Consider the following 25868-nt stretch of genomic DNA (forward strand, 5'->3'; position numbering starts at 1 on the left):
GACCTTTCAGGATTGAAGGCCGGCTTCCGTGGCTTTAGCCGTTGTCCTTCGATTCTGCCTTTCCGCCCTTTTCGCCCTTTTCGCCCTTTTTACCTTTTTAGCGCCCGGCCTTGATGCGCTCGATTTCCTCGGAGATCAGCCGCTCGGCCACCTCGAGCACCCGCGCCGTGACCTCCTCGCGCAGGACCTTGTCGGTCAGCCTGGCCACGACGCGACGGGCAATCTCCTCGATCACCGCGTCGGGAATGCTGGCTCCTGACAGCGTCATGGCCGTGGGGACCACCGGCGCCAGCCCTTCTCCACGTTCCGCGGCGAGGATGGCGGCAAAGGCACTGGCGAGGGAACCGGGGCCGACCGGATTGACGTCTGCCGGGGCCGGTACCGGCTCGACGACCGGGACAGGCGCCGCCGGTGCCGGTGCCTCGACGCGGGCCAGGGTAGCGCGTCCCTGCCGCGCCGCCAGGTGCTGATCGAGGCGCGAGGCGTAAGTGTCGAGACCGGGCGCGAGCGTCACGGCGCTCTCGGCAGCCGGAACGGAGGCACCGGGACGTGGCGGCGCGAACTCGCCGAGCGATTCGCCCCGTTCTCCACCGAGCATCCGCTTAACCAGCGAGACGACCTGTTGCGGCTCGAACGGCTTGACGAGGACCGCGTCGGCCTGGCAGGCCTCGGCGCGGCGGTCGTCGATGGGCTCGAAGGCGCCCGTCATCAGCACCACGGGCACCTGGGAGAGCGATGACTGCCCCCGGACCCACGAGGCGACGTCGTAGCCATCGCGGGCCGGCATGGTGGTGTCGGCGAGGATGACGTCAGGCTTGTGGCCTGCGCCGAGGTAGCCCACCACCTCGTCGCCGTCGCTGAACGAGACGACCTTGAAGCCCTCGTCGGCGAAGGTCAGCTCGATCACGCGCTGGACCGTGACACTGTCATCGGCCAGCAACAGCGTGTAATTCATCCCGGCAGCGTAGCCACCCGGTCACGACCCGTCAAGCACGACACCGATCTGCGCCGCCGAATCGTTCGCCAGGGCCTTCCCCGTCGTTATGCTCATCGGTTGCGCCCCTCTCGCGACCCTGGGGAGAATCGATGCGGCTCGTGTTGAAGGTGATCGCCGTCGTCCTGGCCTGCGCTGTCGTGATCGGCGTCGGCGGCTACTCGTACCTGTTGCTCGCGTACCCCAAGGTCGGCGCCGCGTCGGCCCTGCGCGTGGAGGCCACTCCCGAACGCGTCGCCCGCGGCAAGTACCTTTCCGATCACGTCGCGGGCTGCACCGAGTGCCACAGCCAGCGTGACTGGACACGGTATGCGGGGCCGGTCAAGCCGGAGACATATGGCGCTGGCGGCGAAGTGTGGGATGAAAGCATCGGTTTCCCGGGCCATCTCGTCTCCCGGAACATCACGCCGAGCGCCCTCGGGACCTGGTCCGACGGCGAAATCGTGCGAGCCTTCACCGAGGGCGTGGCGCGCGACGGCGCCCCGCTCTTCCCGCTGATGCCCTACACCGCGTACGGCCAGCACATGGCGCAGGAAGACGTCCAGGCTGTGGTTGCTTACGTGCGGACGCTCCCACCGCGTACACAGCAGATCGCCGAGCGCCGCCTGAAGTTTCCGCTCCCGCTCATCGTGCGGACCATGCCGGCAAAGGCGACCGCGCCGGCCACACGGCCAGATCCGTCCGACCGCGTCGCCTATGGCGGCTACCTCGTCGAGCTCGCCGCGTGCGCGGAGTGCCATACCGCGGTGGACTCGCGGCGAGCGCCGATTGCCGGGATGCGACTCGCTGGCGGGCGCGAATTCCCACAGCCCAACGGCCTGATCGCGCGATCGGCGAACCTGACACCTGACGCGACGGGCACCGGCGGCTGGGCCGAGGCGCTGTTCATCGAGAAGTTCAAGGTGTACGAAGACGGTGCGGCTCACGTGCCGGTCAAGCCGACCGACTTCAATACGCCGATGCCCTGGGGGGCCTATTCGGGCATGACCCGTGAGGATCTCGGCGCGATTTTCGCGTACCTGCAGAGCCTGAAGCCGATCGTTCACCAGGTGGAGAAGGTGGGCCGCAAGGACGCCGCGACCAACTAGGACGCGGCCATCGAGCGCGCCGCGGCGCTACACCTCGAGGGTGTCGCGGCGGACGTGCCCGGTGATGAAGGTGATGATGTCGTCCATGGGCGTCCCGGGAAGGAAGATGCCCTGCACGCCGATGGCCCGCAGTCGCGGCAGGTCCTGGTCCGGGATGATGCCGCCCACCAGCACGAGCACGTCGTCCAGACCACGCGCACGCAGCAGCTCCATCAGCGCCGTGCAGACGTGCACGTGCGCCCCCGACAGGATCGACAGGCCGATCACGTCGGCGTCCTCCTGCAACGCCGCCGACGCAATCTGCTCCGGGGTCTGGCGCAGGCCCGTGTAGATCACCTCCATACCGGCATCGCGCAACGCCCGCGCGATCACCTTCGCGCCTCGATCATGGCCATCGAGGCCCGGCTTGGCGATCACCACGCGGATGGGACGGTCAGTCATCGGCAATCAGTCGGCCATCGGCCCTCGGCCTTCGCCTAATCGGCCATCGGCCTTCGGCTTCGTGCGAGGGCCGCGCTCGGAGAGCGGGCCCTACCGCCGCGGCCCAAGCGTCAAGCGTCAAGCGTTAAGCGTTCGCAGTAGGCATGAGGCATCAGGTATCAGGCATTACGCGGAACGCTCAAAACTCTGCACGTTCCTCGTACTCTCCCCAGACATCGCGAAGCGCATCACACATTTCGCCGACGGTGGCGTACTCCCGCACGGCATCGAGGATCGGTTCCATCAGGGGGCCGTCGGCGCGCGCGGCGTCCTGCATCGCCCCGAGGGCAGCGGTCACCCGGGCGTTGTCACGATTGGCCTTGACCGCGGCGACGCTTGCCACCTGCATCTCGCCCACCGAGTCGTCGATGTAGAGGATCGGCAGTCGCGATTCCTGCTCGGCCACAAACGCATTCACGCCGACAACGAGCGTGCGCTGCTCATCCACCGCCCGCTGATGGCGGTAGGCGCTCTCGGCAATCTCACGCTGTGGGTAGCCTTGCTCGATGGCCGCGACCATGCCGCCCATCCGGTCGATCCGGTCGAAGTAGTCGAGTGCCTCGGCCTCGATGCGGTTGGTCAGGGCCTCCACGTACCAGGAGCCACCGAGGGGATCGACCACGCTCGTCACGCCGCTCTCGTGGGCGATGACCTGCTGCGTCCGCAATGCGAGCGTCGCCGCCTCCGTGGTCGGCAGCGCGAGGGCCTCGTCGAGCGAGTTGGTGTGGAGCGAGTTGGTGCCGCCAAGCACGCCGGCGAGCGCCTGCAACGCCGTGCGGACGACGTTGTTGTAGGGCTGCTGCGCCGTCAGCGAGACGCCCGCCGTCTGCGTGTGGAAGCGCAGTTGCCAGGACTTCTCCGACCGCGCGCCGAACCGGTCGCGCATCACCCGCGCCCAGATGCGTCGCGCCGCGCGGTATTTCGCGATCTCCTCGAAGAAGTCGTTGTGGGCGTTGAAGAAGAACGAGATCCGCGGCACGAACGTGTCGACGTCGAGTCCCGCATCCACGCCCCACTGCACGTACTCGACACCATCGCGCAGCGTGAAGGCGAGTTCCTGCGCGGCCGTCGATCCGGCCTCGCGGATGTGGTACCCGCTGACCGAGATGGTGTTCCAGCGCGGCACACGCTCGGCGCAGAAACGGAACGTGTCGACCACCAGCCGCATCGAGAGACGAGGTGGATAGATGTACTCCTTCTGCGCGATGAACTCCTTCAGGATGTCGTTCTGGATCGTCCCCGAGAGCCGGTCCCAGGACACGCCCTGCCGCTCGGCCACGACCAGGTACATCGCAAACAGCATCGACGCCGGCGCGTTGATCGTCATCGAGGTCGTCACGGCCCCGAGATCGATGCCGGCAAACAGCGCCTCCATGTCGGCGAGCGTGACCACGCTCACACCACACTTGCCCACCTCGCCAAGCGACAGCGGATGGTCCGGGTCCCGGCCCATCAGCGTCGGCAGGTCGAACGCGACACTGAGTCCGGTGCCACCCGCGGCCAGTAACTCGCGATAGCGCTGGTTGGTGTCGGCGGCCGTGCCGAAGCCGGCAAACTGGCGCATCGTCCAGAGCTTGCCGCCGTACCCGGAGGCATGGATGCCGCGCGTGTAGGGGAATTGCCCCGGGTCGCCGAGGTCGCGGGCGTAGTCGACGGCTGCCGTATCAGCTGGCGTGAACAGCGACGCCGGCCTCCGATCGATGTCGCGAGCCGCATCGCGATCCTGCGCGACGGCTGATTTCATCCGGTCACCTTGACGCCGGTCAGCCGGCGTGGTGCGTCCGGGGCCGAGCCCACCTTCACCTCGATCAGGAAATCGCCGGCCGGCAGGCTCGCGAGCGGGATCTCGACTTCATGCGTGAAGGGGCTGCCGGGAGGCGCAGCACGCACGACGAGCGGACTCATGCCGTCGCCGGTTTGGCTCATCAACCGGATCGCCGGCTCGCCGCCCGTGATGTGCACACGCAGCAACAGTTTCTCGGTGCGGCTGAACTGACGGGCCGCCGTCGGCTGCGCGTTGGCCGCGGTCGCGAGGGCCTGGAGATCGCGCGCCGTGCGGGCGCGGAACAGGGCCGGCGTGCCGACGACCTGCGCATCCTTCGCAAAATCGGGCACCGCCAGGTCGATCAGGTCCGACTGCAGGACGCCGCCGCCCGTCGCTTCGGCCGACACCTTCACCTGCGCCGCGCCAGGCGCGATGAGGAACGACGTCTGGCCGCCGCCGGGAGACGGCGTCGCGGATGCGGCCGCCGCCGGCACCTTGCCACGGTACACCGGTCCCTCGCTCTCGTTGACCGCCATCACGGTGACTTGCGACACGGGTTCACCGACCGACGGCGCCTCGCCCGGTCCTCCGGTGACCGGTTCCCACGAGAACATCACGCGCGTCTTGCCGCTCGCGTCAGGGGCATACCCGACCCACGTGCGGACCGTCTTCGCGCGGGCAATCTTGGCGATCTCGGACAGTGCGACGTTGACGTCGGGCGGCGGCCCGACCTTTGGTCCGGCAGTCACGGCCGCGGCCTCGTCCGGACGGAGCGCCCAGTAGCCCCGTCGCGCCCGCACTTCGATCCCCGGACGCTTGACGCGCACGCGGATCTGATGGAAACGGCCGTCGGTCGGCGCCGCCGCCGAGGAGTAGCCAATCAGGTAGTAGGCGCTGGCGTCGCGCATCATCTGCGCGAGGCCGCCGCCGAGGTCGTTGCGATTGACGATGGCACGGCCGTCGGTCTCGTCGGCCATGACGCGCAGGGAATCCTGTGTCGTGCGCAGCGAGCTGGAGTCCGCAGTCAGGCCGACGCCTTCGTTGATGTCGAATTCGAAGCCCGCCAGCCCGCGCGGATCGAGCATGTACAGCGAGACGTTGTTACGGTTGGCGTCCGTCGTGACGTCGCGCATCAGCATGCGGATGTCCATGTCGCCGAAGAACCGGGTGCGATCCTCGGCCATCGCGCCGACGGGGTCGACCGAGGCATCGGCGGTCATCGCTGAGGTGCCCACGCCCTTGATGCCGCTCTGCGCGTTGGTGCCGCGCATCTGCGGCGGCACGTAGTCGGTGTAGCCCTCGGCGACGACGATCACGGTCTTGCGACCCTCGCGCATCCCGCCAAGGCGCGTCATCAGGCCACGCAGCGCCGACAGGCTCACCTGGTTGCGAATCTTCTCGACCACCTCGACCGGGTAGTTCGCGTACTGCTCCTCGAAGACGTTGCGCGGCGGGATGTACTGGTACTTGCGGCCCTGCCACGACAGGATCTGCTGGATCACCGCCTTCTTGTTGCGCGTGAAGCTCACCGCCCGCAACGGGTCCAGCGGATACATCATCGCGATCATGTCGAGCGGACCGACCTGCGTCTCGATGAACTTGACCAGCGGGTCCTTCACCGCGAGACTCGCCCCGAGTCGCACGTGGTAGTCGTCGAAGAAGATGACGAACAACCGCACGTCGTCACGGCGCGCCTCGGACTCCTCGGCGTAGATCGAGTTGATCTCGCGCGGGGCCGCCTCGCCCGGCGGCGGATTGCCGTCGACTCGAATGAGCTTGAAGGTCTCGATGGACTGCGGCTTGCCGTCCTCCATGACCTCGAAGTCTTCGGGCTTCAGGTCGGCGACCGGTCGTCCCTTGTTGTCGCTGACGATCGCGTCGACGCGCACGAAGTTGATGCCCGTGCGGAAGGTCGGCTGTGCGGGCGGCGCGTTCGGGTCCTGCGGCGGAGGCTGTCCCTGCTGCGGCTGGGCAGCGCCGTCCTGTGGCGGCGCTGGCGGCGGCCCCTGTGGCGGCGGATTGGTCTGCGCGGGTCGTGTCTGGCCGGCCGGCGCAGACGCTTGCTGCGCGGCTGCGCCGACAAGCGTCGCCGACAGCATCAGGAAGACGACAGCACTGCGAAACCCTGGCCTGATCATTCGCAAGAGTGATGATAGCATCACGATTCGAAGCATTTTCGGTGCGGGATTGCTCTCTTTCGACGCCCGGCCGTGGCCTTCCGGCCGGCCCCGCCCGCCCCATCCGTGAGGATTCCCCGTGACCACGCCTGCTGTCGACCTGCCCGCGGCATTGACCACGCTGACCGAGGACGAGCGCCTGCTCCGCCAGAGCGTGCGTGAGTTCGCCCTCCAGGAACTCGCGCCGCGGGCGCGTCCCATGGACGAGAGCGCACGCATGGACCCGGCGCTGTTGCCGAAGCTGTTCGGCATGGGCCTGATGGGTGTGGAGGTACCGGAGCGGCTGGGCGGCGGTGGCGGAACGTTCTTCCACTCGGTCCTGGTGGTCGAGGAACTCTCGAGGGTCGACCCGTCGGTCGGCGTGCTCGTCGACGTCCAGAACACCCTCGTGATCAACGCGCTGCTGCGCTGGGCCACTGATCAACAGCAGCGGACCTGGCTGCCGCGACTCGCCGCGGACGCGATCGGTGCCTATGCGTTGTCGGAAGCGGGGTCAGGCAGCGACGCGTTCGCGTTGACCACCCGTGCCGTGCCTGACGGCGACAGCTACGTGATCGACGGCCGAAAGCTGTGGATCACCAATGCCGCCGAAGCCTCGCTCTTCATCGTCTTCGCGACCGTGGATCCGTCGGCCGGCTATCGGGGCATCACGGCCTTCCTGGTCCCGCGCGACACACCCGGACTGGCCGTCGGCAAGAAGGAGGACAAGCTCGGCATCCGCGCGAGCAGCACCTGTGAACTGGTGTTCGAAGGCTGCCGGATTCCGGCAGCCAACGTGCTGGGCGACGTCGGCAAGGGGTACAAGGTCGCCATCGAGACGCTCAACGAGGGGCGCATCGGCATCGGCGCGCAGATGCTCGGACTGGCGCAGGGTGCGCTCGACCATGCAGTGCGGTACACCAGGGAACGCAAGCAGTTCGGCAAGGCGATCGCCGAGTTCCAGGGCGTGCAGTTCCAGCTCGCGCGGGCGGCGATGGACGTGGAAGCGACCCGCTTGTTGGTCTACAACGCGGCGCGGCTGCGAGACGCGCGGCTCCCCTTCCTGACCGAGGCGGCGATGTGCAAGTTGCAGGCCTCCGAAGTGGCCGAGCGCACCGCCTCGCTTGCGATCAACCTGTTTGGCGGTTACGGGTTCGTCAAGGAGGCCCCGGTCGAGAAGCTGTACCGAGACGCGAAGATCGGTCAGATCTACGAGGGCACGTCCAACCTGCAGTTGCAGACAATCGCCAGGGCCCTGCTGGTGTGACAGAGCCGCTCCGGCTGAACCACCTGTACCGCGTCGTGGATGCGGAGACGTTCGCGGCCGCGCGTGACTCGTCGTGGCTCCGTGAGGTGTTCGCCCCTTCCGAACTGCGGACGACGCGACGCCCCGACTGGGAATACACCGGCCTCTACTGGTACGGCACCTCCACCTACCTCGAACTCTTCGAAGCGGGCGCGCAGGGGCCAGCCGGCACGAGCGGAATCGCGTTTGCCGTCGAGACCGCCACGGCGACGGCCTCCGTGGCCGATGCCTGGCGCGAAGCACTCGGCGCGGCCGAGCATCGGCTCGTCGTGCGTCCCCTCGGCGACGACACAGTGCCGTGGTTCCACATCGCGCATGCCTCGCCGGACCATCGCGACGGGCTGAAGTTGTGGGCGATGGAGTACCACGCCGACTTCCTGGCCGCGTGGCACCCGACACGCACGCCCTCGCGCGGTATCATGCGCGCCGACGTGCTCGGCCGCTACGCCGCCGTGAGTCCCGGACCGGCCTCGCCGCTGCTCGACGACGTGACGGCCGTGACCCTCGCGTGCACGCCGGCGGCGCGGGGGTTCTTCGAACGACACCTGAGCGCCTTCGCGGCCGACGCGCGCGACGCCGGAGCCTCGCGCATCGTCACCGGCGACGGCATCGCGTTCGGCATCACCGACGCCACGGCCGAACGCCACGGCGTGCAGGAACTCGTCTGCCGCCTGCGCCGTCCCGCCGGACGCGAAACGCTCACGCTCGGCCGCATCACCCTCAGCGTCGATGGCACCCGGATGGTTTGGAGATTCAGGTAATGCCTGATGCCTCATGCCTGATGCCTCATGCCTGATACCTCATGCAGCGTTCCCAAAGACAAAAGGGCGAGCTGCGGCCGGTCCTGCCGAGGCGTGCATTGACTTGCACTCGCGACGTCACTATCGTCTGAGCCTCATCCCGATTGAGAGGCCCCATGGCTCATGTCTCTGTGACGGTCAACGGTAAGGTCCGTAAGGGGGACGTGGAGTCGCGTCTGCTCCTCGTCCACTTCCTGCGCGAGCACCTGCTGCTCACCGGCGCGCACGTCGGCTGCGACACGAGCCAGTGCGGTGCGTGCACCGTGCTGGTGGACGGCCGCAGCGTCAAGTCCTGCACGGTCTTCGCCGTGCAGGCCGACGGCTGCGACGTCACCACGGTGGAAGGCCTGGCCAGGGATGGCCAGCTGCATCCGTTGCAGGAAGGCTTCTGGAAGGAACACGGGCTCCAGTGCGGCTACTGCACGCCTGGCATGATCATGTCGGCCGTCAACCTCCTGACCGAGACGCCGCACCCGACCGAGCAGCAGATCCGCGACGGCATCTCCGGCAACTTCTGCCGCTGTACCGGCTACCAACACATCGTCAACGCGATTCAATCCGCCTCAGGGGCGAAGGAGTAGCCATGGCGAGCACTCCCGTCCTCCCCAAGCTTGTCGGTGAGCGCGTACGGCGTCGCGAAGACCCGCGCCTGATCCAGGGCCGCGGTACGTACGTCGACGACGTGAAGATCGTGGGCATGCAGCACCTGGCGTTCAAGCGCAGCGACGTCGCGCATGGCCGGATCCTCTCCATCGACGTCAGTGCCGCCGAGGCCATGGACGGCGTCGAGGCCGTGTTCACGGGCGCGCAGATCGCGGAAATGCTCGCGCCGATGCCGATCGCCACGCCGTTCCCATCACCGCCCCATCGCGCAGTGGCGGTGGACGTCGTGCGCTTTGCAGGCGAACCGGTGGCCGTGGTTGTGGCGCGTGACCGGTACGTCGCGCGCGACGCCGCCGATGCCATCGTGGTGGACATCGATCCACTGCCGGCCGTGGTCGACCCCGAGTTGGCGATGACCGGGCAGCCCACCGTCATTCATCCGGACTTTCCCAACAACCTGGCCGTGGCGCTGGTGCCCAGTGGAACCGGATGTACGCCGGACGGCAAGGTGGACGACACGGCCGTCGACAGGGCCTTCGCCGAGGCCGAAATCGTCGTCTCGCAACGCATGATGAACCAGCGCCTGGTGCCCAACGCCATCGAGCCTCGTGGGGTCGTGGCGAACTTCGAGCCGGGCAAGGGGTCGATGACGATCTGGTCGTCGACGCAGAACCCGCACATCCTCCGCACGATGATTGCCGCGATGACTGGCCTCGGGCAGGACCAGGTCCGCGCGATCGCGCCGGAAGTCGGTGGTGGATTCGGCGCGAAGATCAACATCTACGGCGAGGAGTACGTGACGGCCGCGATCTCGAAGCGGCTGGGGATACCCGTCAAGTGGATCGAGGACCGATCGGAAGCGTTCGTGGCGACCACCCACGGGCGCGACATCATCGGCTACGTGGACGTCGCCGCGCTGCGCACCGGCAAGGTGCTCGGATTGAAGATGCGGCTGATCGCCGACATCGGCGCGTACAACATGCTGCTGACGGCCGCGATCCCGACGCTGACGATGATGATGGCCAATGGCACCTATGCCATCCCGGCCATCCGGACCACGCTCACCGAGGTGTTCACGAACAAGACGCCGACCGACGCCTACCGCGGCGCCGGACGTCCCGAGGCGACCTACTTCGTGGAGCGCGCGATGGACATGCTCGCGCGAGAGTTGAAGATGGACCCGGCAGAGCTGCGGCGTAGGAACTTCATCGCGGCGGACCAGTTCCCGTATGCGACGCAGATGGGCGCGGTCTATGACTCCGGCGACTACGGCAAGGCCCTCGACTGCGCCCTCGACGCGTCCAACTGGAAGGCCCTGATCGCCGAACGTGACGCGGCCCGCAAGGAGGGACGACTTGTCGGCGTCGGGCTGGCCATGTACGTGGAGGTGTGTGGCCTCGGTCCCAGTTCGTCACTCCCCACCGGCGGCTGGGAGCATTCGCAGGTCACCATCGAGCGGGACGGCCGGATCAGCGCCACGACGGGCGCGTCGCCGCACGGACAGGGCAACGAAACGACCTTCGCGCAGATGCTCGCCGACCAGTTCGGCGTGCCCATCGAGCACATCACCATCCACCACGGCGACACGAGCGTGGTCAAGCAGGGCATCGGCACCTTCGGCAGCCGCTCGCAGGCCGTCGGTGGCACGGCGATGCACCTGGCCGGTGGCAAGGTCAAGTCGAAGATGGCGAAGTTCGCGGCTGCGCTGCTCGAGGCCCACGAGGACGACCTCGTCTTCGAGAACGGCCGGATCGGCGTCAAGGGATCGCCGGCCTCGGCCAAGTCGTTCGCGGAGGTCGCCGGTTACGCGTACGTGCCGGTGCCGCTCCCTCCGGGACTGGAACCCGGGCTGAGTGACGAGGCGTTCTTCGAACCCACCAACAACACGTATCCGTTCGGCTGCGTGATCGCGATGCTCGAGATCGACCGCGAGACCGGCGAGCCGACGCTGCGACGATTGGTGGCGGCCGACGACGCGGGAAATCTCATCAACCCGCTCATCGTCGAAGGACAGATCCACGGCGGCCTGGCGCAGGGCATTGGCCAGGCCATGGTCGAGGAGGCCGTCTACAACGACGACGGGCAGCTGCTGACCGGGTCGTTCATGGATTACGCCTTGCCGCGGGCGACCGACTTCCCACGCTTCGAACTCCACGCGACGGTGACGCCGACGCCGGTGAATCCGCTCGGTGCCAAGGGCGTGGGCGAGGCCGGCACGCTCGGCTCGACGCCGTGCATCGTCAACGCGGCCGTCGACGCCCTGTCGGAGTTCGGCGTGACACACATCGACATGATGCTGCGGCCCGAAAAGCTGTGGCGCATCATCCACGGAGGCCAGGCGTGATCCCGACACCATTCGAGTACGCACGTGCCACCTCGCTCGACGATGCGCTGGTGAAGCTGAAGGCGGCCGGCGAAGGGGGCAAGATCATCGCCGGCGGCCACAGCCTGGTGCCGCTCATGAAACTGCGCTTGAGCGAGCCCCAGGCACTGGTCGACATCAGCCGCATCCCGGAACTGCAGGGCATCGAGGAACGCGATGGCAAGATCGTCGTTGGCGCCGCCACCGTGCACCACGACGTCGCCTCGTCTGCCGTCCTGCAGGCGCGCTGTCCGGCGGTGGCCGAGGCCGCCGCGAGCATCGGCGATCCGCAAGTCCGCAATCGCGGCACGATCGGCGGCAGCGTCGCGCACGCCGATCCGGCGGCCGACATGCCGGCCGTGCTGCTGGCGCTCGATGCGGAGATTCACCTCAAGAGCCCACGAGGTCCGCGCGTGGTGAAAGCCGCAGATTTCTTCCGCGGCCTGTTCACCGTGGACATGCGCCACGACGAGATCATCACGAGCGTGCAGTTCGCGCCGGTGCGAAGCGCCGCTTACGCGAAGCTGCACCAGCGCGCGTCACACTACGCCATCGTCGGCGTCGCGGCGGCACTCGACGTGCGCGACGGCGTCATCGCGACGGCCCGTATCGGTCTGACCGGAGCCACAGCGCATGCAGTGCGCCTGGCCGGTGTCGAGAAGGCCCTGGCGGGTCAACCGCTGTCGCAGGAGACTATCGAACGCGCTGCGGGTGTGGCGGGGCAGGATTTGGGTGAGTTGAACGCGGACATCCACGCCAGCGCGGAGTACCGGCGTGCGATGGTTCAGGTCTTCGCGCGTCGAGCGCTGTCGTCCGCGATGGCTCGATCGTAGGCGCGGCTGATTTCCACCATCGAGACGAAGAAGCGGTCCATCATCATCTTCGAGACGCCGCCGATCAGGCGCTGCCCGAGACGCGCGATCGGGCCGCCGGTCTGCACGGTCCCGGCGACGTCGACAGTCGTCGTTGCGCCGTCGGTACGCAACGTGATGGCGGCGCTCCCCTTCACGAACCCTGGCCGCCCCTTGCCTTCGGCGGTCAGTCGATACGACGTGTGCGGCACCAGGTCCGATAGCGTGACGATACCGTCGTACGACCCGGTAATCGCCGCGAGCGCGACCGTCAGCTTGGCCCGATAGCTGTTCTCCGCGGTGGCTTCGAACGTGTCGCAGCCCGGAATGCAGGAGGAGATGACTGCCGGGTCCATCAGCAGCGACCACACCCGCTCGGGCGGCACGTCAAACGTGTAGGAACCGGCGATGTCCATGGCTGTGCGTTCGCTTCGGCAAGGTGTCCAAGTGTAGCGCCAGGTCGGCGACATTGCTCAGCGTCCGGGCCGGCAGGAAGTCGTCCACGAAGGGCAGCGCCGCCTGCAGTCCCCGCGTCAGGGGCGCATAGTCGAGTGTGCCGATGAGGGGGTTGAGCCAGATGAGGCGATGACAGCTCCGCTGCAAGCGCTTGATCTGCTCGCGCAGCAGCAGCGGGTCGCCACGATCCCAGCCGTCCGAGATGAGCAGGACGACCGGTCCGCCCCGGAGCGCACGGCGCGCCCACTGCTGATGGAACTGCCGGAGCGCGTCGCCAATGCGGGTGCCCCCCGACCACCCGGGCACGGATCGCGAGACCTCGGCCGCCGCCGCGTCGAGCCCGCGCGCGCCAAGCTCGGTGGTCACACGCGTGAGGTTGGTGGAGAAGACGAAGACTTCGACGCGGCGCTGTCGGCGCCCGATTGCGTGGGCGAAATGCAGGAGCATGCGCGAGTAGCGCTCCATCGACCCGCTGACGTCGCACAGCAGCACCACCGGACGTTCGCGCATGCGCCGGTGCCGGCGCGGCAGTTTGAAGACGTCACCGCCCGTGCGCACGCTGTGCGCCAGTGCTCTTCGAAGGTCCACCCCGGGCCCGTGGCCGCGGACCCAGCGGCGCGTGCGGCGATCGCCCGGCCGCCACTCCAGCCGTTGCATCGCGGCGCGAGCCAGCGCGACCTCGGCCGCGGTGTACTCCGCGAAGTCCTTGTGTGCCAGCGTCTGCGCGTCACTCCATGTCTGCAGGATGCCCGATGGGGCGTCGGCGGCTTGCTGCGGGAGCGCCACCCCGGGACTCTCGAGATGCGCCTGGCCTCCGGAGCCAAGGCCGTCCTTCCGCGGGTCACCTTCCGGCCGGCGGGGGGCCGGAATCGAGAAATCGCCCTGCTCGCGCCAGAACGCGTCGAACGCGCGGTCGAATACGGCGAGGTCTTCTCGACGATGGACGAGCAGGGCGCGGCACGCGTGGTACACGTCCTCGCGCGCACCGATGTCGACATGCTGCAGCGCCTCGGCGATGTCGAGGAGGCGCCCGACGTGCACCTCCATGCCGAGCGTCCGCAGCAACCGGCCGAAGACGAGGACATTTGCCAGGAGGGCAGCCATGACGCGCCAGTCAGCGTGTGGCCGCGCGGGCGACGAGGCTGGCGAGCACGTCGCCCCTCACCGCGTCGATGTCGTCCCTGGACTTGAGCGCGACTCCGAGCGTGGCTTCCACGATCTCGGGATCGAGCGTTTCCCGGTCGAGCGCCGCCAGCGCTGCCGCCCAGTCGAGCGTCTCCGATACGCCGGGCCGCTTGTACAACTCCATCGCCCGCAGTCCCTGCACGAGCGCCGTCACCTGCGTGGCGAGGCGAACCGCGGCGTGTGGCACCCGCGCGCGCACGATCGCGAGTTCCTTCTCGAACGAGGGGTACTCGATCCACTGGTAAAGGCACCGGCGCCGCAGTGCATCGTGCACCTCCCGTGTGCGGTTCGAGGTGAGCACGACGATCGGCGGCTCGGTCGCGCGCACGGTCCCGAATTCGGGGATCGTGATCTGGAACTCGGCCAGCAGTTCGAGTAGGTAGCCTTCGAACTCCTCGTCGGCCCGATCGATTTCGTCGATCAGCAGCACGGCCGGCCGTGTCCGGGCCGGGTCGATCGACTGCAGCAGGGGCCGCTTGATCAGGAACGCGTCGCTGTACAACTCGCGCCGGGCAGTGGCGCGGTCAAGGTCTCGGGACGCCTCGAGAATGCGCAGCTCGACGAGCTGCCGGGCGTAATCCCATTCGTACACCGCGTGCGTGACGTCGAGCCCCTCGTAGCACTGGAGCCGGATGAGATCGGTGTCGAGCGCGGCAGCGATCGCGCTGGCCAGGGCGGTCTTGCCGACGCCGGCCTCGCCTTCGAGAAACAGCGGGCGGCCAAGTCGGAGTGCGAGGAACAGGGAGACGGCCAAGCCGTAGTCGGCGACGTACTGCTGCGCGGCCAGCCGCTCCTGCAGGTCGGGGATCGAGACATTGAAGGGAGCGTGCACGTCACTGCTGCCCTTCATACCTCACCACCAGCAGCGACACGTCGTCAACGGCCGGGCGTCCGTCGCGGAAGGCGATCGACGCTTCGAGCAGCGCCCGCGCCATTTCGGTGGGGGTGCGGCCAGCCATAGTCTTCAGGGTATCGGACACGCCCTTGGTCCCGAAGTCCTCGCCGGTGTGGGACGTCGATTCGCTGACGCCGTCGCTGTAGATGACGAGCGCGTCACCCGGTTCCAGCCGCAGTGTCTCCACATCCCAGGTCCCGAACGGCAGCAATCCGAGGACGGGCCCACCGGAATCGAGCATCGTCACCTCGCCGGATCGGCGCACCAGGGCCGGCGCGCAATGGCCGGCGTTGGCGAGTTCGAGACGGCCGTCGGGATACAGGACGGTGGCGCCGAGCGTCAGGTACTTGTTGCCGGGGCTGTAGTTGAGGAGCTGGTTGTGCAGCGTCGGCAGGATTTGCGACAGCGGCTGCCCGAGGTCGTGCAAGAGGCGCAGCATGCCGGTCGCCAGCGCCATGATCAGCGAGGCGCCGACGCCCTTGCCAGAAACGTCGCCGAGGGCGAGCGCGAGGCTGCCATCCGGGCGCGCCACCCCTTGATAAAGATCCCCCCCCACCGACGCCGCAGACTCGGTCTGGGCGAACGTCGAGGCGTAAGGCACCATCGGCGGCGCCTGCAGCAAGTACGCCTGGATGTCCTTGGCAAGCGTCATCTCGTGTTCGTACTTGGCCTTGGCCCGCGCTTCCTTGTAGAGGCGAGCGCTGTCGATCGCCATCGCGGCGTCGGCGGCGAGCGACTCGAAGATCGCGATCTCCTCGCGTGGTACGACCTGCGTGCTCGCCGGCCGGGAGACGAGCAAGGCTCCCACGGCGTCGAGGCGGCCGATGAACGAAGAGTCCTCGGCCAGGGCGCGCCGCGCCACCATCAGCGGGGTCGCGACCATGTCGGGCCGCACCTGCGCGGACGCCGCGATGAGCGTCTCGTGCATCGCCTGGCTGGTGAGGGTGCGGTGCCCCTTCACGGCCTGCCGGAGCAGGTCGAGTTCCTGCTGCGCCACGGGGGGCGGCGCCAGCTTGGGCAGGCGTAGCACCAGTTCCAGCTTCTGGTCGGCGTTGATGAGGGCCAGCGCACCGCTCTCGGCGCGCATGATCCGGATGGCGGATCGCAGGACCGCCGCGAGCACCTCGGGCAGGACGGCGGCGCTGTTCAACTGACGCGCGACATCGAGCAGTTCCTGCAGGTGGCGTACACCGGTGCTGCGGTCGTCGAGCCCGGCCGACTCGAGCAGCGTCGCGATGGTCTCGCTGACGACCTCGAACTGGACCTGTCGGCCGAAGCGCACGCGGTCGCCGTCGCTGAGGATATGGGCGTTGACCCGCTGATCGTTGACGAAGGTCCCGACGGCGCTGCCGAGGTCCTCGAGCACGAGCGCATCCTCACGCCGGACGATCTGGGCGTGACGACGCGAGACGCTCGGCTCGGAGAGCACGACGCCCGACAGGGGATCACGGCCGATGACGATCGGCTGATCGGCGGGGACGATTTCAGTTGTCGCCTCGGGCGAGCTGGGGACGAGCTTCAAGCGGGCGGGAGGCATGCGTTTCGCGTTAGTCCGAGCTTACTGCGTGACATGGTAGGCTGGCGGCGATGCGCAGCCTCGAGGAGCCCGACGCCCCCCGAGGGCGTCGCCTGCTGTGGATTCTACTGGGCGTCGCGATGCTCGGCGGTCTCGTGGCATGGTACGCCACCACCCGCACAGCACCGCCGGACGCCCCGGCGAAGACCAATGCCGGGGCTTCCCTTACGGACGTTCCCACTTCGGGCAACGAACGGCCGGCCACGACCGAACGGCCGGGGTCAGGCGCCGGCGCGCGAGCGGCACCGCCAGCCGGCCCGCCGCGGCGGGCAGATCGCGCACCGGCACGCCCCGCAACGGCGACGCCTGCGCCGGCCGCGCGCGAGTTCCGCGTAACCACCGACGTGCCCGGCGCGTATGTGTTCCTCGACCGCAAGTTCCTGGGCACGACACCGTTCGTGTCGCGTGACGTCGCTCCCGGCCGGTACCAGTTGAACGTGCAGGTCGAGGGACGTCCTCCCGTGGTGCGGACCGTCGAGGTCCTGGCCGACGCACCCACCACCGTGGACGTGACGATGCCTCCGGCTGCCAGGACGGCCGAGGCAAGGGCGTCGGTCGACATGGCGGTCGCCGTCGTGCACCAGCATGGCGTCGGCTCGTGTGACGGCACGCTGCGGGCCACCGGCGACGGGTTGCGGTACGAGACTGCCCACAAGGACGCGTTCTCGCTGCCCTACGCCAGCGTCGAGACATTCACCGTCGATTACGCAGAGAAGCGGCTCCGCCTGAAACAGCGCAGCGGGCGCGCCTGGAACTTCACGACGACGGCCGCGAATGCCGACCCGCTCTTCGTCTTCCACCGCGACGTCGAGGCCGCACGCAAGTAATGCCCGATGCCTCATGCCTCATGCCTCATGCCTGCCTGAGACCTGAGACCTGAGACCCGGACCTGAGACCTGAGACCTGAGACCCGGACCTGCGACCTGAGACGTCGTGCCAGAGGGGCGGGCTGTCCGACTTGTGCCACCGTAGCCTTGGCGGAGGTGGAGCCCGGCCCACGCCGAGCCACGTCAATCGTCCAGCAACCACCGCCCCGGCCCCGCGAGGAACGCTTCGTAATCGGGCAGCACGGCATGTGGCGCCGGGATGTGCGCGTTGAACTGCTCGGCCGTGAATGTGGTGGCGACGCCGACGCAGGTCATGCCCGCGGCGACGGCGGCGGCGACGCCGATCGGCGCATCCTCGAAGGCCAGGCATTCATCGGACGCGACGTGGAGACGTTCGGCCGCGAGCGCGAACACGTCCGGGAACGGCTTGCCGCGCGCGACTTCGTCGCCCCGGGCGATGATCGTGACGCGCGTGTCCAGGCCGGTCTCGGCGAGGGTGTGCAGCACGTTCTTCAGCGGCGCGGACGTCGCCACCGCCACACCGATGCCGCGCGTCTCCAGGCGGGACAGCATCGTCAGTGCACCGCGCACCAGCGCCAGCCGCCCACGCGACAACTGGCGGTAGGCGCCCTCCTTCTCTTCCTCGAACCGCAGGACCTCCTCCATTCCCATCTCGCGCTCGAACAACATCGGAAAGATCTCGCTGTTGCGCTTGCCATCGATGCGACGCCGCAGGTCCATCGTCAGCGGCGGCAGGTCGTGCGCCTCGGCGAACCGCTCGAAGGCCTGGGCGTGCAAGGGCATGTTGTCGACGAGCGTGCCATCGAGGTCGAACACGACGGCGCGGGGACGGAATTTCGAGAGTTCGATCAAGGGAGAAGGGAGAACGAAGAAGTCACAAGGAAATCAAGAGGGGCAAGGACCAAGGGACGAGGTGAAAGGTACGTGGGTCGCGTTCCTCCAGGTAGCTGTAGGCTGTAGCCTGCTGTTCACGTCTCCCGCGCGAGAACGAGGCGGCTGTAGAGCGGCACGAAGCCGCGACGCTGCACGTTGGCCTGGGAACGCGATCCGGGCTCGACGGTGACTACGGTGAGGTCGCAGTTCGCGGCGCGCCCTTCGGCGAGGCGTGCGCTGAGCAGGGCGCTCTGCACGCCGCGGCGCCGGAACACCGGCAGCGTCGCCGCGCCGCACAGTTGATAGACACCGGTGTCGACTCGTGCCGCTGCAGCGCCCGCCGGGGCGCCGTGCAGGAACGCGACGTAGCGCCGCACTTCGTCGATGCCGGCAAACTGCCGCACCACCCGCTCGAGCATGCTGCTGTCGTACTGTTCGCCAGGCGCGTCGCGCCCGTCGACCGTTTCGGCCGCCGCGAAGCCAGCGACCGAGATGCGCGCCCACTCGTCGTCGTGGCCGCGCTCGATCCTGATGTCGGCCGGTACCGGATCGATGAGCGTCGCTCGCGACAGGTCGCGTCCGAGCACCATCTCGATCCGCTGCAGCCGATAGCCGCGGCCCTCGAGGCGCCTGATCGACGGGAAGTCACCAAGCGTCGCGATCTCCCACCCCGGATGCTCGCCGGTCGCGGCATACGCGTCCTCCACCCGATCGATGTCCTCGTCGGTGATGGGTTCCGCGATCCCGACGCCGATGACCTTCGTCATCGGCGCGCCTGGTCCGCAGTACACCGCGGCGCCGCTGCCCACGCGCATGCTGAAAGCGCCGTCCGTGCCCGTTCGACGACTCACTTCGGCCATCTCGAGGCTGAGGCGTGTGTCCGCGGCTTCGATCCGTTTGGCCAGCTCGATCGAGCCGGTCATCCGAGCACCGCGTCAGCGATGATCATGCGTTGGACCTCCGACGTGCCCTGGTAGATCTCGGTGGCCCGCACATCGCGAAACAGGCGTTCGACGGTCGACCCGCGGCGGTAGCCTTCCGACGCCAGGATCTGCATGGCGCGATCGGCGGCCGCATGCGCGGCTTCCGACGCCGCCAGCTTGGCCATCGACGCCTCGAGCGTGCCGCGCTGCCCACGCACCCGCGCGGTGGCGGCCTTCCACGTGAGCATCCGGGCGGCCTCGAGGCCGGTCGCCATGTCCGCGAGCATGAACTGGATGGCCTGGTACTGGGCGATCGGCTGCCCGAACGCGACCCGGCGCTTTGCGTAACCGAGTGCTTCCTGGAGCGCCGCTTCGCCGACGCCAAGCGCCTGCGCGGCGATGGCTACGCGGCCGCCATCGAGGGCCTCCATGGCAATCGCGAAACCCTGGCCCGGCTGCCCGATCAGGTGACTCGAGTCCACGACCACGTCTTCCAGCAGGAGATCCATGCAGCCGAGGCCGCGCACGCCGAGCGAGTCGACGCGATTGCGGCGCAGCAGGCCTGGTGCATCCATCGGCACGAGGAAGGCAGACACGCCGTGTCCCCGCAGATCGGGACGCGTGGCCGCAAACACGATCACCACGTCGGCGGCTTCGGCGTTGGCCACCCACACCTTGCTGCCGGTCAGGCGGTAGCCGACGCCGTCGGCCGTCGCCATCGTCCGCTGGTTGGCCGCATCCGAGCCCGCCTGCTCTTCCGACAAGGCGAACGCGCCCACCGCCTCCCCGCGCGCCAACCGGCGCAACCACTGTTCGCGGTGCGCGTCGGTGCCGTGGCGAAGGATCGTCTCGGCGACCAGGGAGTTGTTGACCGAGAGGATCACCGCCACCGTCGCGCTGGCACGGGCCACGGCTTCGAGCGCCAGCACGTACGCCACGTCGTCCTCGCCCGCGCCGCCCCATTCCGCGGGAATGGTCACGCCCATCAGGCCAAGGGCACCGGCGCGCGCCACCAGGTCACGGGGGAAGGTGTGCTGGTCGTCAATCGATGCGGCGCGCGGCGCGACCTCTTCGGCCGCGAACTGCCGCGCGCGAGCCGCGAACGCGTCCTGTCGATCGGTGGGCTGAACCTGCACCCGTCTAGGCTATCAGAGGGCGGCAGCCGCGGCCTCGACGAAGAGCGGCCGCAAGCGGATCGCCGTCGCGTCGAGCGACTCGGGCAACACGCGGCTCTCGCCGACCGTGGTCATGAAATTGGTGTCGCCGTTCCACCGCGGCACGAGGTGGATGTGCAGGTGCTCGGCCAGGCCAGCGCCGGCCGCGCGGCCGATGTTGATGCCGACGTTGATGCCGTGCGGCTGGTACGCCGTCCGGAGCACGATCTCGGCGCGCTGCGTCAGCTGCATCATCTCGTGCAGTTCGTCGGGCGTCGCTTCGGCCAGGGTCGCGATGTGACGACCGGGCACGACCATCAGGTGGCCGTTGTTGTAGGGGAACAGGTTCAGGATGACGAAGCACATGGTGCCGCGATGCACCACGAGCGCGGCCTGTCCAGGATCAGTGCCGGTGTCGGCCGTGCAGAACACGCAGCCGGGCGGCGCATGGCCGCCGGTGACGTACTGCAGTCGCCAGGGGGACCAGAGGTGATCCATCGCCTCAGGACGCGACGGGCGCGGTATGGACCTCGGCCTCGACGGTCTCGAGATCATCGCCCGCGGTGGCGTTGATGAGGTCCTTCAGTTCCTTGCCGGGCTTGAAGTACGGCACGTGCTTGGAGGGCACGTCCACGCGATCGCCGGTCTTGGGATTGCGGCCCTTGCGGGGCTCGCGACGACGCAGGCGGAAGCTGCCGAAGCCGCGGAGTTCCACCTTGTCGCCCGCGTGCAGCGCGCGGATGACCGACAGGAACACCGTCTCGACGATGAGCTCGGCGTCCTTCTTGGTGAGTTCGGAGACGCGGGAGACCTCTTCGACGAGATCCGCCTTGGTCATGGGTGTCCTCGGAAAAACAGGACGCCGGGGAGAGGAAGGCTCCCCCGCCCGGTGTCACTGCGGCACCTACTGTTGCTGCTTGAAGTGGTCACCCAGCGTGGCGCCACCGGTGGAGGCGGCCTCGCTGATGTACTGGCCCCAATCAGCGCGGTAGTTGTCGTCCTTGAGCGCACGAATGCTCAGGCCGACCTTCCGCTCCGACGGGCTCAGCTTGATGACCTTCATCGGGTAGGTCTGCTCAATCTGCAGATCCACCTTCTCGCCGCTGTCCGCGTCGAACTCGGACACGTGGATCAGGCCCTCGATGCCCTCGGCCAGTTCGACGAACGCGCCGAAGGAGGTCATGCGGACGACCTTGCCCTCGACCACGTCACCGACCTGGACACGACCGAAGAAGTCGTCCCACACGTCGGCCGCGAGCTGCTTGAGGCCGAGTGAGAGGCGCTGGTTTTCGGCGTCGATGTTGAGCACCATCGCCTCGACCACGTCGCCCTTCTTGAGCATCTCGGACGGGTGCTTGAGGCGCTTGCTCCACGACATGTCCGAAATGTGGATCAGGCCATCGATGCCGTCTTCCACTTCCACGAACGCGCCGAACTCGGTCAGGTTGCGAACCTTGCCCTTGATCTTCGTGCCCACCGGGTACTTGTCGGTGAGCTCGTGCCACGGGTTGGTCTCGACCTGCTTGAGGCCGAGCGAGATGCGGCGGGCCGAGGGATCGACACCGAGCACCATCGCTTCGACGCTGTCGCCGACGTTGAGGATCTTCGACGGGTGCTTGACCCGCTTGCTCCACGACATCTCGCTGACGTGGATGAGGCCCTCGACGCCCGGCTCGAGTTCGATGAAGGCGCCGTAGTCGGTGAGGCTGACCACGCGTCCGGTGACCCGCGCCGTGACCGGGTAGCGCTCGACCACGTCCGACCAGGGATCGGTCGTGAGCTGCTTGTGTCCGAGCGACACGCGCTCGTTCTCGGGGTCGAACTTGAGGACGATGACGTCGACCTCGTCGTTGACCTTGAAGAGTTCCGACGGGTGCTGCACACGGCCCCACGACATGTCCGTGATGTGGAGCAGGCCGTCGATGCCGCCGAGGTCGATGAACGCACCGTAGTCGGTGATGTTCTTGACCACGCCGCGCATGACCTTGCCTTCGGCCAGCGTCTCGAGCGTGTGCTTCTTCTTCTCGGCGTTCTCCTCTTCGAGGAGGACCTTGCGCGAGAGGACGATGTTGCCGCGCTTCTTGTTGACCTTGATCACGCGCATGCGCAGTTCCTGGCCCTTGAGGGCGTCCAGGTTGCGCACGGGACGGACGTCGATCTGGCTGCCGGGGAGGAAGGCGCGGACACCGATGTCCACCGCGAGGCCGCCCTTGATGCGCTCGATGACGCGACCGATGACGACCTTGCGATCCGCGAAGGCCTTCTCGACCTCGTCCCAGATCTTCATCTTCTCGGCTTTTTCGCGCGAGAGGACGATGTGGCCGTCCCGATCCTCGGTGCGCTCGAGCAACACGTCGACAGTGTCGCCAGGCTGCACGATGACTTCACCGTTCTCGTCGAGGAACTCGTCGAGGGGAATCATGCCCTCCGACTTGAAACCGACGTCGACAATCACCGCCGAGGCGGAGACCGACAGGACTGTGCCCTTCACGACCTCGCCTTCGGTGATATTCCGGAAGCTGTTGTCGTACAGGTCGAGCAGGCTGGCGAACTCCTGCGGGTCCATCTCCTGATCATCTGCCGTCCACATGGCCTTGGTTGTGGCGGCAGCGGACTGCCGGGCACCCCCTTCGCGCACTTCCGGCTGGTCCGTGAGTTGATCTGACATGCGTACTGAATCCTCCTCGGTGGCATTTGCCGGTCTTTACAGCGCCGGCGGCTGTCGGTGGTGGCACGCGCTATGCGGGCAACCGACAGAATTTACACCATTTAGCGCCGTTCGTCAAAGCAAGCCGGCCCGTCGACCTGAAGGTCGACGGCTACGGTCTTCGGCGGAGCCGTCGCACATCGGACGCGGGTCGCCGCCGCCCCGGGAAACACCGAGCACTGGCGAGGGCCGACGGCGTCTCGAGCCCTCCGGGCGACTCTGTAGGCGTCGACCTTTGGTCGACGCGGGAGCGTAGGGGCCGGTCGACCTGAAGGTCGACCGCTACGGCCCCTGATGGAGTCGTCGGAGCCATGGCGCGAGCAATGTAGGCGTCGAGCTTGCTCGACGCTCGGGGCCGGTGGGCGGACGGCCGACGTGAGGTCGACCGCGACCAGTGGCACCGATGGAAATGCCGGAAGGCCGGAAGGCTGGAATGTCGAACCCGCAATGCTCTCGACATTTGCCGCACTTCAGCCTTGCAGCATCTACAGCGAAGCCACCTGGCCCGGCTGAGCGGCTAGGCGCGGGCCCGCGCGGCCTGGACCAGGTCGAGCACCTGCAACACCACGTCCTCGATCGCCAGGCCGGTGGTGTCGATGTAGGTCGCGTCGGCGGCCTGCGTCAGGGGCGACACGGTACGGTTGCGGTCGCTGTGGTCGCGACTGGTGAGGGCGGTGGCAATCGCGGAGACGTCGCCGCCCTGCGCCGCATGAGCGGTATCGCCGGCCCGGCGACGGGCGCGCTCGTCGGGATGGGCGTCGAGATATACCTTCACGTGCGCGTTGGGGAGCACCACGGTCCCGATGTCGCGCCCCTCCATGACCAGGTCGCCGTCCCCGGCATAGGCGCGCTGGCGTTCGACCAGCACCTCGCGCACCCGCTCGAGCCGTGCCACCCGGGCGGCAGCCGCATCCATCTCCGGCGTCCTGATCGCCCGCGTGACATCGTGCCCATCGATCACGACGCGTCCCTGCTCGGCCTCCAGTTGCGCATCCCGGGCGACGTCAGCCACCGAGCCTTCATCGTCCAGGTCGATGCCGCGGTCGACGGCGCGCCAGGCGACCGCGCGATACATGGCGCCCGTGTCCACGTGACGGCACTGCAATGCGTCCGCGACGGCTCGCGCCACCGTTCCCTTACCCGCGCCCGAAGGGCCGTCGATTGCGATCAACACCGTTCCACAGAATACAGGACGGGTACCGGGTACCGGGTACCGGGTACCGGGTGCCGGGTGCCGGGTGCCGGGTGCCGGGTACCGCGCACCGCATCGACGAACGCTGAACGTCGGACGCCGAACGCTACCGCACGGGCGCCGGGTGCCGGGCAAGGCCTTCGACATTCCTGGCATTCGCGGCATTCCAGCAGTGCGCGGCGCGCGAAGGTACGCCGCACCCGGGCCCTACAATGACCACGTGCGTGTCGCGCTCATCTCCCTGCTGGTGCTGGCCACACTCGTACTCGGCGGGTGGATTGCCCTGTCGCAGAGCCGCTATGGGCGCGCCATGTCGCTGCTGGTGCGCATGGGCAAGGTGGGCGGGCCACTCGGCAGGCACGTCGGTGCCTGGCAGACCACCACGGTCGACCGGGTCATGCTGTCCTTCACTGCGCGCCATGGGGCTCGCGTGGCGCGGCTCTACCGCCCGGAACGGGTACGCACGCGCCCCGTCCTGCTGAGTGGCGGCGTGCATGCGCTCGGCATCGACGAACCACGGCTGATCGCGTTTGCGGAGACGCTGGCGACGTCGGGCACGCCGGTGATCACGCCGGCCTTTCCCGACCTCAAGGAATATCTCGTCACGCCTCGTCTCACCGACGACATCGAAGACGCGGCGCTCGCCATGCTCGCAGCGCCAGAGGTCCCGCCGCATCGCGATGGACGCATCGGGCTGTTGGGCATCTCGTTTGCCGGCGGGCTCTCGGTAATCGCGGCGGGACGACCGTCACTGCGCAATCGGGTCGCCTTCGTGTTCTCGGTGGGCGGTCACGCGCGGCTGCCGGGCGTCATGGCCACGCTGTGCGCCGGCAGGCAATCGGATGGCAGCATCCACAAGCCGCACGAATACGGCGCCGTCATCCTTCTGACCAACATGGCCGAAGACGTCGTGCCCGGCGCTCAGGTGGCGCCGCTGCGCCAGGCCGTCCATCAGTTCCTCCACGCGTCGCACGTCGACATGTTCGACAAGGCGCAGGCGGCCATCGACTTCCAGAAGGCGCGCGACCTCGAAGCCGGTCTCCCTCCTGAGGCCCGCTCATTCATGCACATGGTCAACGAACGCGACGCGCTGGGTCTCGGGGCCCGGCTCCTGCCGTTCCTCGATCGCTGGGGGCAGGAGGCCGCCCTGTCGCCCGTGATGTCGCCGGCACCGAGCGCCCCGGTGTTCGTCATGCACGCGCAGGGCGACGACGTCATTCCCGACAGCGAGGCGACCGCCCTGGGCGACTACCTGCGATCGCAAGGCACGCCGGTGCGGGTCCACGTGACGTCGCTCATGAGCCACGCGGAAGTGGCCCGCGCGCCGACGCCGGCCGAACTCGTCGCGCTGGTGAGGATGTGGGCGGAACTGCCGTGGTGAACGCGTTAATGCCGCGATGCCGCGATGCCGGGAATGCTGGGAATGTCACGTCCCATGGGCGCAGCGGCCTCGCCAACTTCCCGCACCCTGACACGTAGAACAGCCCGGCCCGCGCCCTCATCAGCAGCACGCCCTAAGCAACGGCTCGGGCGTGCGCGAAACCGATAGGCAGCAGCGCTTCGCGTCGACCTGCGCTCGCACGAACTGCACACCTCCGCTGCGCGCCTCTGATCAGAACTTGCACGCTCGCGCCCTGCGATTGCACGTTCGCGC

Annotated in this window: 23 protein-coding genes; 8 read left to right on the forward strand and 15 right to left on the reverse strand. The window is 68.1% G+C overall.

What is annotated here, in order from left to right:
- Positions 1-97: 97 nt before the first annotated feature.
- Positions 98-955, reverse strand: coding sequence for a response regulator (locus LuPra_RS22375; protein WP_110172809.1), 858 nt, complete (start codon positions 953-955; stop codon positions 98-100).
- 131 nt (positions 956-1086) lie between these two features.
- Here LuPra_RS22375 and LuPra_RS22380 point away from each other — a divergent pair, with 131 nt between their 5' ends.
- Positions 1087-2082, forward strand: coding sequence for a c-type cytochrome (locus tag LuPra_RS22380; protein WP_110172810.1), 996 nt, complete (start codon positions 1087-1089; stop codon positions 2080-2082).
- A gap of 27 nt (positions 2083-2109) precedes the next feature.
- On the opposite strand, the gene LuPra_RS22385 is transcribed toward LuPra_RS22380, so the two are convergent.
- The 3 genes from LuPra_RS22385 to LuPra_RS22395 all read right to left on the reverse strand — a co-directional run bounded on the left by LuPra_RS22385 (position 2110) and on the right by LuPra_RS22395 (position 6501).
- Positions 2110-2523, reverse strand: coding sequence for a cobalamin B12-binding domain-containing protein (locus LuPra_RS22385; RefSeq protein ID WP_110172811.1), 414 nt, complete (start codon positions 2521-2523; stop codon positions 2110-2112).
- A gap of 178 nt (positions 2524-2701) precedes the next feature.
- On the reverse strand, positions 2702-4306 hold the full coding sequence (locus LuPra_RS22390) for an acyl-CoA mutase large subunit family protein (RefSeq protein WP_110172812.1): 1605 nt from the start codon (positions 4304-4306) through the stop codon (positions 2702-2704).
- Positions 4303-6501, reverse strand: a complete 2199-nt coding sequence (locus tag LuPra_RS22395; RefSeq protein WP_157899541.1) for a VWA domain-containing protein — start codon at positions 6499-6501, stop codon at positions 4303-4305. The genes LuPra_RS22390 and LuPra_RS22395 overlap by 4 nt, the downstream gene beginning before the upstream one ends.
- A gap of 82 nt (positions 6502-6583) precedes the next feature.
- On the opposite strand from LuPra_RS22395, the gene LuPra_RS22400 reads away from it, so the two are divergent.
- From LuPra_RS22400 to LuPra_RS22420, 5 genes are all read left to right on the forward strand, one after another.
- A complete protein-coding gene (locus LuPra_RS22400; protein ID WP_234800506.1) occupies positions 6584-7750 on the forward strand; it encodes an acyl-CoA dehydrogenase in 1167 nt (388 codons plus the stop codon).
- A complete protein-coding gene (locus tag LuPra_RS22405; RefSeq protein ID WP_110172814.1) occupies positions 7747-8550 on the forward strand; it encodes a DUF5829 family protein in 804 nt (267 codons plus the stop codon). Before LuPra_RS22400 ends, LuPra_RS22405 begins: the two co-directional genes overlap by 4 nt.
- Before the next feature lie 155 nt (positions 8551-8705).
- Entirely contained in the window at positions 8706-9170 is a 465-nt protein-coding gene (locus LuPra_RS22410) for a (2Fe-2S)-binding protein (protein WP_110172815.1), read from the forward strand.
- Between the two features lie 2 nt (positions 9171-9172).
- Positions 9173-11536, forward strand: a complete 2364-nt coding sequence (locus tag LuPra_RS22415) for a xanthine dehydrogenase family protein molybdopterin-binding subunit (RefSeq protein WP_110172816.1) — start codon at positions 9173-9175, stop codon at positions 11534-11536.
- Positions 11533-12387, forward strand: coding sequence for an FAD binding domain-containing protein (locus LuPra_RS22420; RefSeq protein WP_110172817.1), 855 nt, complete (start codon positions 11533-11535; stop codon positions 12385-12387). The genes LuPra_RS22415 and LuPra_RS22420 overlap by 4 nt, the downstream gene beginning before the upstream one ends.
- Here LuPra_RS22420 and LuPra_RS22425 read toward each other — a convergent pair.
- From LuPra_RS22425 to LuPra_RS22440, 4 genes are read right to left on the reverse strand one after another with little or no spacing between them, the layout of a single operon-like run.
- Positions 12339-12821, reverse strand: a complete 483-nt coding sequence (locus tag LuPra_RS22425; protein ID WP_157899542.1) for a CoxG family protein — start codon at positions 12819-12821, stop codon at positions 12339-12341. The genes LuPra_RS22420 and LuPra_RS22425 overlap by 49 nt on opposite strands.
- Positions 12793-13965, reverse strand: a complete 1173-nt coding sequence (locus LuPra_RS22430; protein ID WP_110172819.1) for a vWA domain-containing protein — start codon at positions 13963-13965, stop codon at positions 12793-12795. The genes LuPra_RS22425 and LuPra_RS22430 overlap by 29 nt, the downstream gene beginning before the upstream one ends.
- A gap of 10 nt (positions 13966-13975) precedes the next feature.
- The gene (locus tag LuPra_RS22435; RefSeq protein ID WP_234800507.1) at positions 13976-14878 is read right to left on the reverse strand and encodes an AAA family ATPase; all 903 of its coding nucleotides are present in this window, start codon (positions 14876-14878) and stop codon (positions 13976-13978) included.
- 1 nt (position 14879) lies between these two features.
- Entirely contained in the window at positions 14880-16478 is a 1599-nt protein-coding gene (locus LuPra_RS22440) for a SpoIIE family protein phosphatase (RefSeq protein ID WP_110172821.1), read from the reverse strand.
- Between the two features lie 50 nt (positions 16479-16528).
- Here LuPra_RS22440 and LuPra_RS22445 point away from each other — a divergent pair, with 50 nt between their 5' ends.
- Positions 16529-17344 carry a PEGA domain-containing protein gene (locus tag LuPra_RS22445; RefSeq protein WP_110172822.1) on the forward strand — a complete coding sequence of 272 codons (816 nt, stop codon included), beginning with the start codon at positions 16529-16531 and terminating at the stop codon, positions 17342-17344.
- Positions 17345-17527: 183 nt separating this feature from the next.
- Here LuPra_RS22445 and LuPra_RS22450 read toward each other — a convergent pair whose 3' ends face one another.
- From LuPra_RS22450 to cmk, 7 genes are all read right to left on the reverse strand, one after another.
- Complete coding sequence (locus LuPra_RS22450) at positions 17528-18217, reverse strand: HAD family hydrolase (protein ID WP_110172823.1); 690 nt, start codon at positions 18215-18217, stop codon at positions 17528-17530.
- Positions 18218-18333: 116 nt separating this feature from the next.
- Positions 18334-19161, reverse strand: coding sequence for a GNAT family N-acetyltransferase (locus tag LuPra_RS22455; protein ID WP_110172824.1), 828 nt, complete (start codon positions 19159-19161; stop codon positions 18334-18336).
- Positions 19158-20297, reverse strand: a complete 1140-nt coding sequence (locus tag LuPra_RS22460) for an acyl-CoA dehydrogenase family protein (protein ID WP_110172825.1) — start codon at positions 20295-20297, stop codon at positions 19158-19160. The genes LuPra_RS22455 and LuPra_RS22460 overlap by 4 nt, the downstream gene beginning before the upstream one ends.
- A 12-nt stretch (positions 20298-20309) precedes the next feature.
- The gene (locus LuPra_RS22465; protein ID WP_110172826.1) at positions 20310-20813 is read right to left on the reverse strand and encodes an HIT family protein; all 504 of its coding nucleotides are present in this window, start codon (positions 20811-20813) and stop codon (positions 20310-20312) included.
- Between the two features lie 4 nt (positions 20814-20817).
- On the reverse strand, positions 20818-21153 hold the full coding sequence (locus LuPra_RS22470; protein WP_110172827.1) for an integration host factor subunit beta: 336 nt from the start codon (positions 21151-21153) through the stop codon (positions 20818-20820).
- Positions 21154-21219: 66 nt separating this feature from the next.
- Positions 21220-22881 (reverse strand): 30S ribosomal protein S1, encoded by a 1662-nt coding sequence (locus LuPra_RS22475; RefSeq protein WP_470368382.1) that lies wholly within the window; start codon positions 22879-22881, stop codon positions 21220-21222.
- A gap of 658 nt (positions 22882-23539) precedes the next feature.
- The gene (cmk, locus tag LuPra_RS22480; protein ID WP_110172829.1) at positions 23540-24196 is read right to left on the reverse strand and encodes a (d)CMP kinase; all 657 of its coding nucleotides are present in this window, start codon (positions 24194-24196) and stop codon (positions 23540-23542) included.
- Positions 24197-24434: 238 nt separating this feature from the next.
- Here cmk and LuPra_RS22485 point away from each other — a divergent pair, with 238 nt between their 5' ends.
- Entirely contained in the window at positions 24435-25595 is a 1161-nt protein-coding gene (locus LuPra_RS22485) for a hypothetical protein (RefSeq protein ID WP_157899543.1), read from the forward strand.
- Positions 25596-25868: the final 273 nt, after the last annotated feature.

The sequence above is a fragment of the Luteitalea pratensis genome, from assembly GCF_001618865.1.
Classification (GTDB): Bacteria; Acidobacteriota; Vicinamibacteria; order Vicinamibacterales; family Vicinamibacteraceae; genus Luteitalea; species Luteitalea pratensis.

What these genes read in the sequence shown, in the direction of transcription:
- LuPra_RS22375 (WP_110172809.1), bottom strand. Translation starts at nt 955, where the DNA reads ATGAATTACACGCTGTTGCTGGCCGATGACAGTGTCACGGTCCAGCGC.
- LuPra_RS22380 (WP_110172810.1), top strand. Translation starts at nt 1,087, where the DNA reads ATGCGGCTCGTGTTGAAGGTGATCGCCGTCGTCCTGGCCTGCGCTGTC.
- LuPra_RS22385 (WP_110172811.1), bottom strand. Translation starts at nt 2,523, where the DNA reads ATGACTGACCGTCCCATCCGCGTGGTGATCGCCAAGCCGGGCCTCGAT.
- LuPra_RS22390 (WP_110172812.1), bottom strand. Translation starts at nt 4,306, where the DNA reads ATGAAATCAGCCGTCGCGCAGGATCGCGATGCGGCTCGCGACATCGAT.
- LuPra_RS22395 (WP_157899541.1), bottom strand. Translation starts at nt 6,501, where the DNA reads ATGCTTCGAATCGTGATGCTATCATCACTCTTGCGAATGATCAGGCCA.
- LuPra_RS22410 (WP_110172815.1), top strand. Translation starts at nt 8,706, where the DNA reads ATGGCTCATGTCTCTGTGACGGTCAACGGTAAGGTCCGTAAGGGGGAC.
- LuPra_RS22415 (WP_110172816.1), top strand. Translation starts at nt 9,173, where the DNA reads ATGGCGAGCACTCCCGTCCTCCCCAAGCTTGTCGGTGAGCGCGTACGG.
- LuPra_RS22425 (WP_157899542.1), bottom strand. Translation starts at nt 12,821, where the DNA reads ATGGACATCGCCGGTTCCTACACGTTTGACGTGCCGCCCGAGCGGGTG.
- LuPra_RS22430 (WP_110172819.1), bottom strand. Translation starts at nt 13,965, where the DNA reads ATGGCTGCCCTCCTGGCAAATGTCCTCGTCTTCGGCCGGTTGCTGCGG.
- LuPra_RS22440 (WP_110172821.1), bottom strand. Translation starts at nt 16,478, where the DNA reads ATGCCTCCCGCCCGCTTGAAGCTCGTCCCCAGCTCGCCCGAGGCGACA.
- LuPra_RS22445 (WP_110172822.1), top strand. Translation starts at nt 16,529, where the DNA reads ATGCGCAGCCTCGAGGAGCCCGACGCCCCCCGAGGGCGTCGCCTGCTG.
- LuPra_RS22455 (WP_110172824.1), bottom strand. Translation starts at nt 19,161, where the DNA reads ATGACCGGCTCGATCGAGCTGGCCAAACGGATCGAAGCCGCGGACACA.
- LuPra_RS22465 (WP_110172826.1), bottom strand. Translation starts at nt 20,813, where the DNA reads ATGGATCACCTCTGGTCCCCCTGGCGACTGCAGTACGTCACCGGCGGC.
- LuPra_RS22470 (WP_110172827.1), bottom strand. Translation starts at nt 21,153, where the DNA reads ATGACCAAGGCGGATCTCGTCGAAGAGGTCTCCCGCGTCTCCGAACTC.
- LuPra_RS22475 (WP_470368382.1), bottom strand. Translation starts at nt 22,881, where the DNA reads ATGGACCCGCAGGAGTTCGCCAGCCTGCTCGACCTGTACGACAACAGC.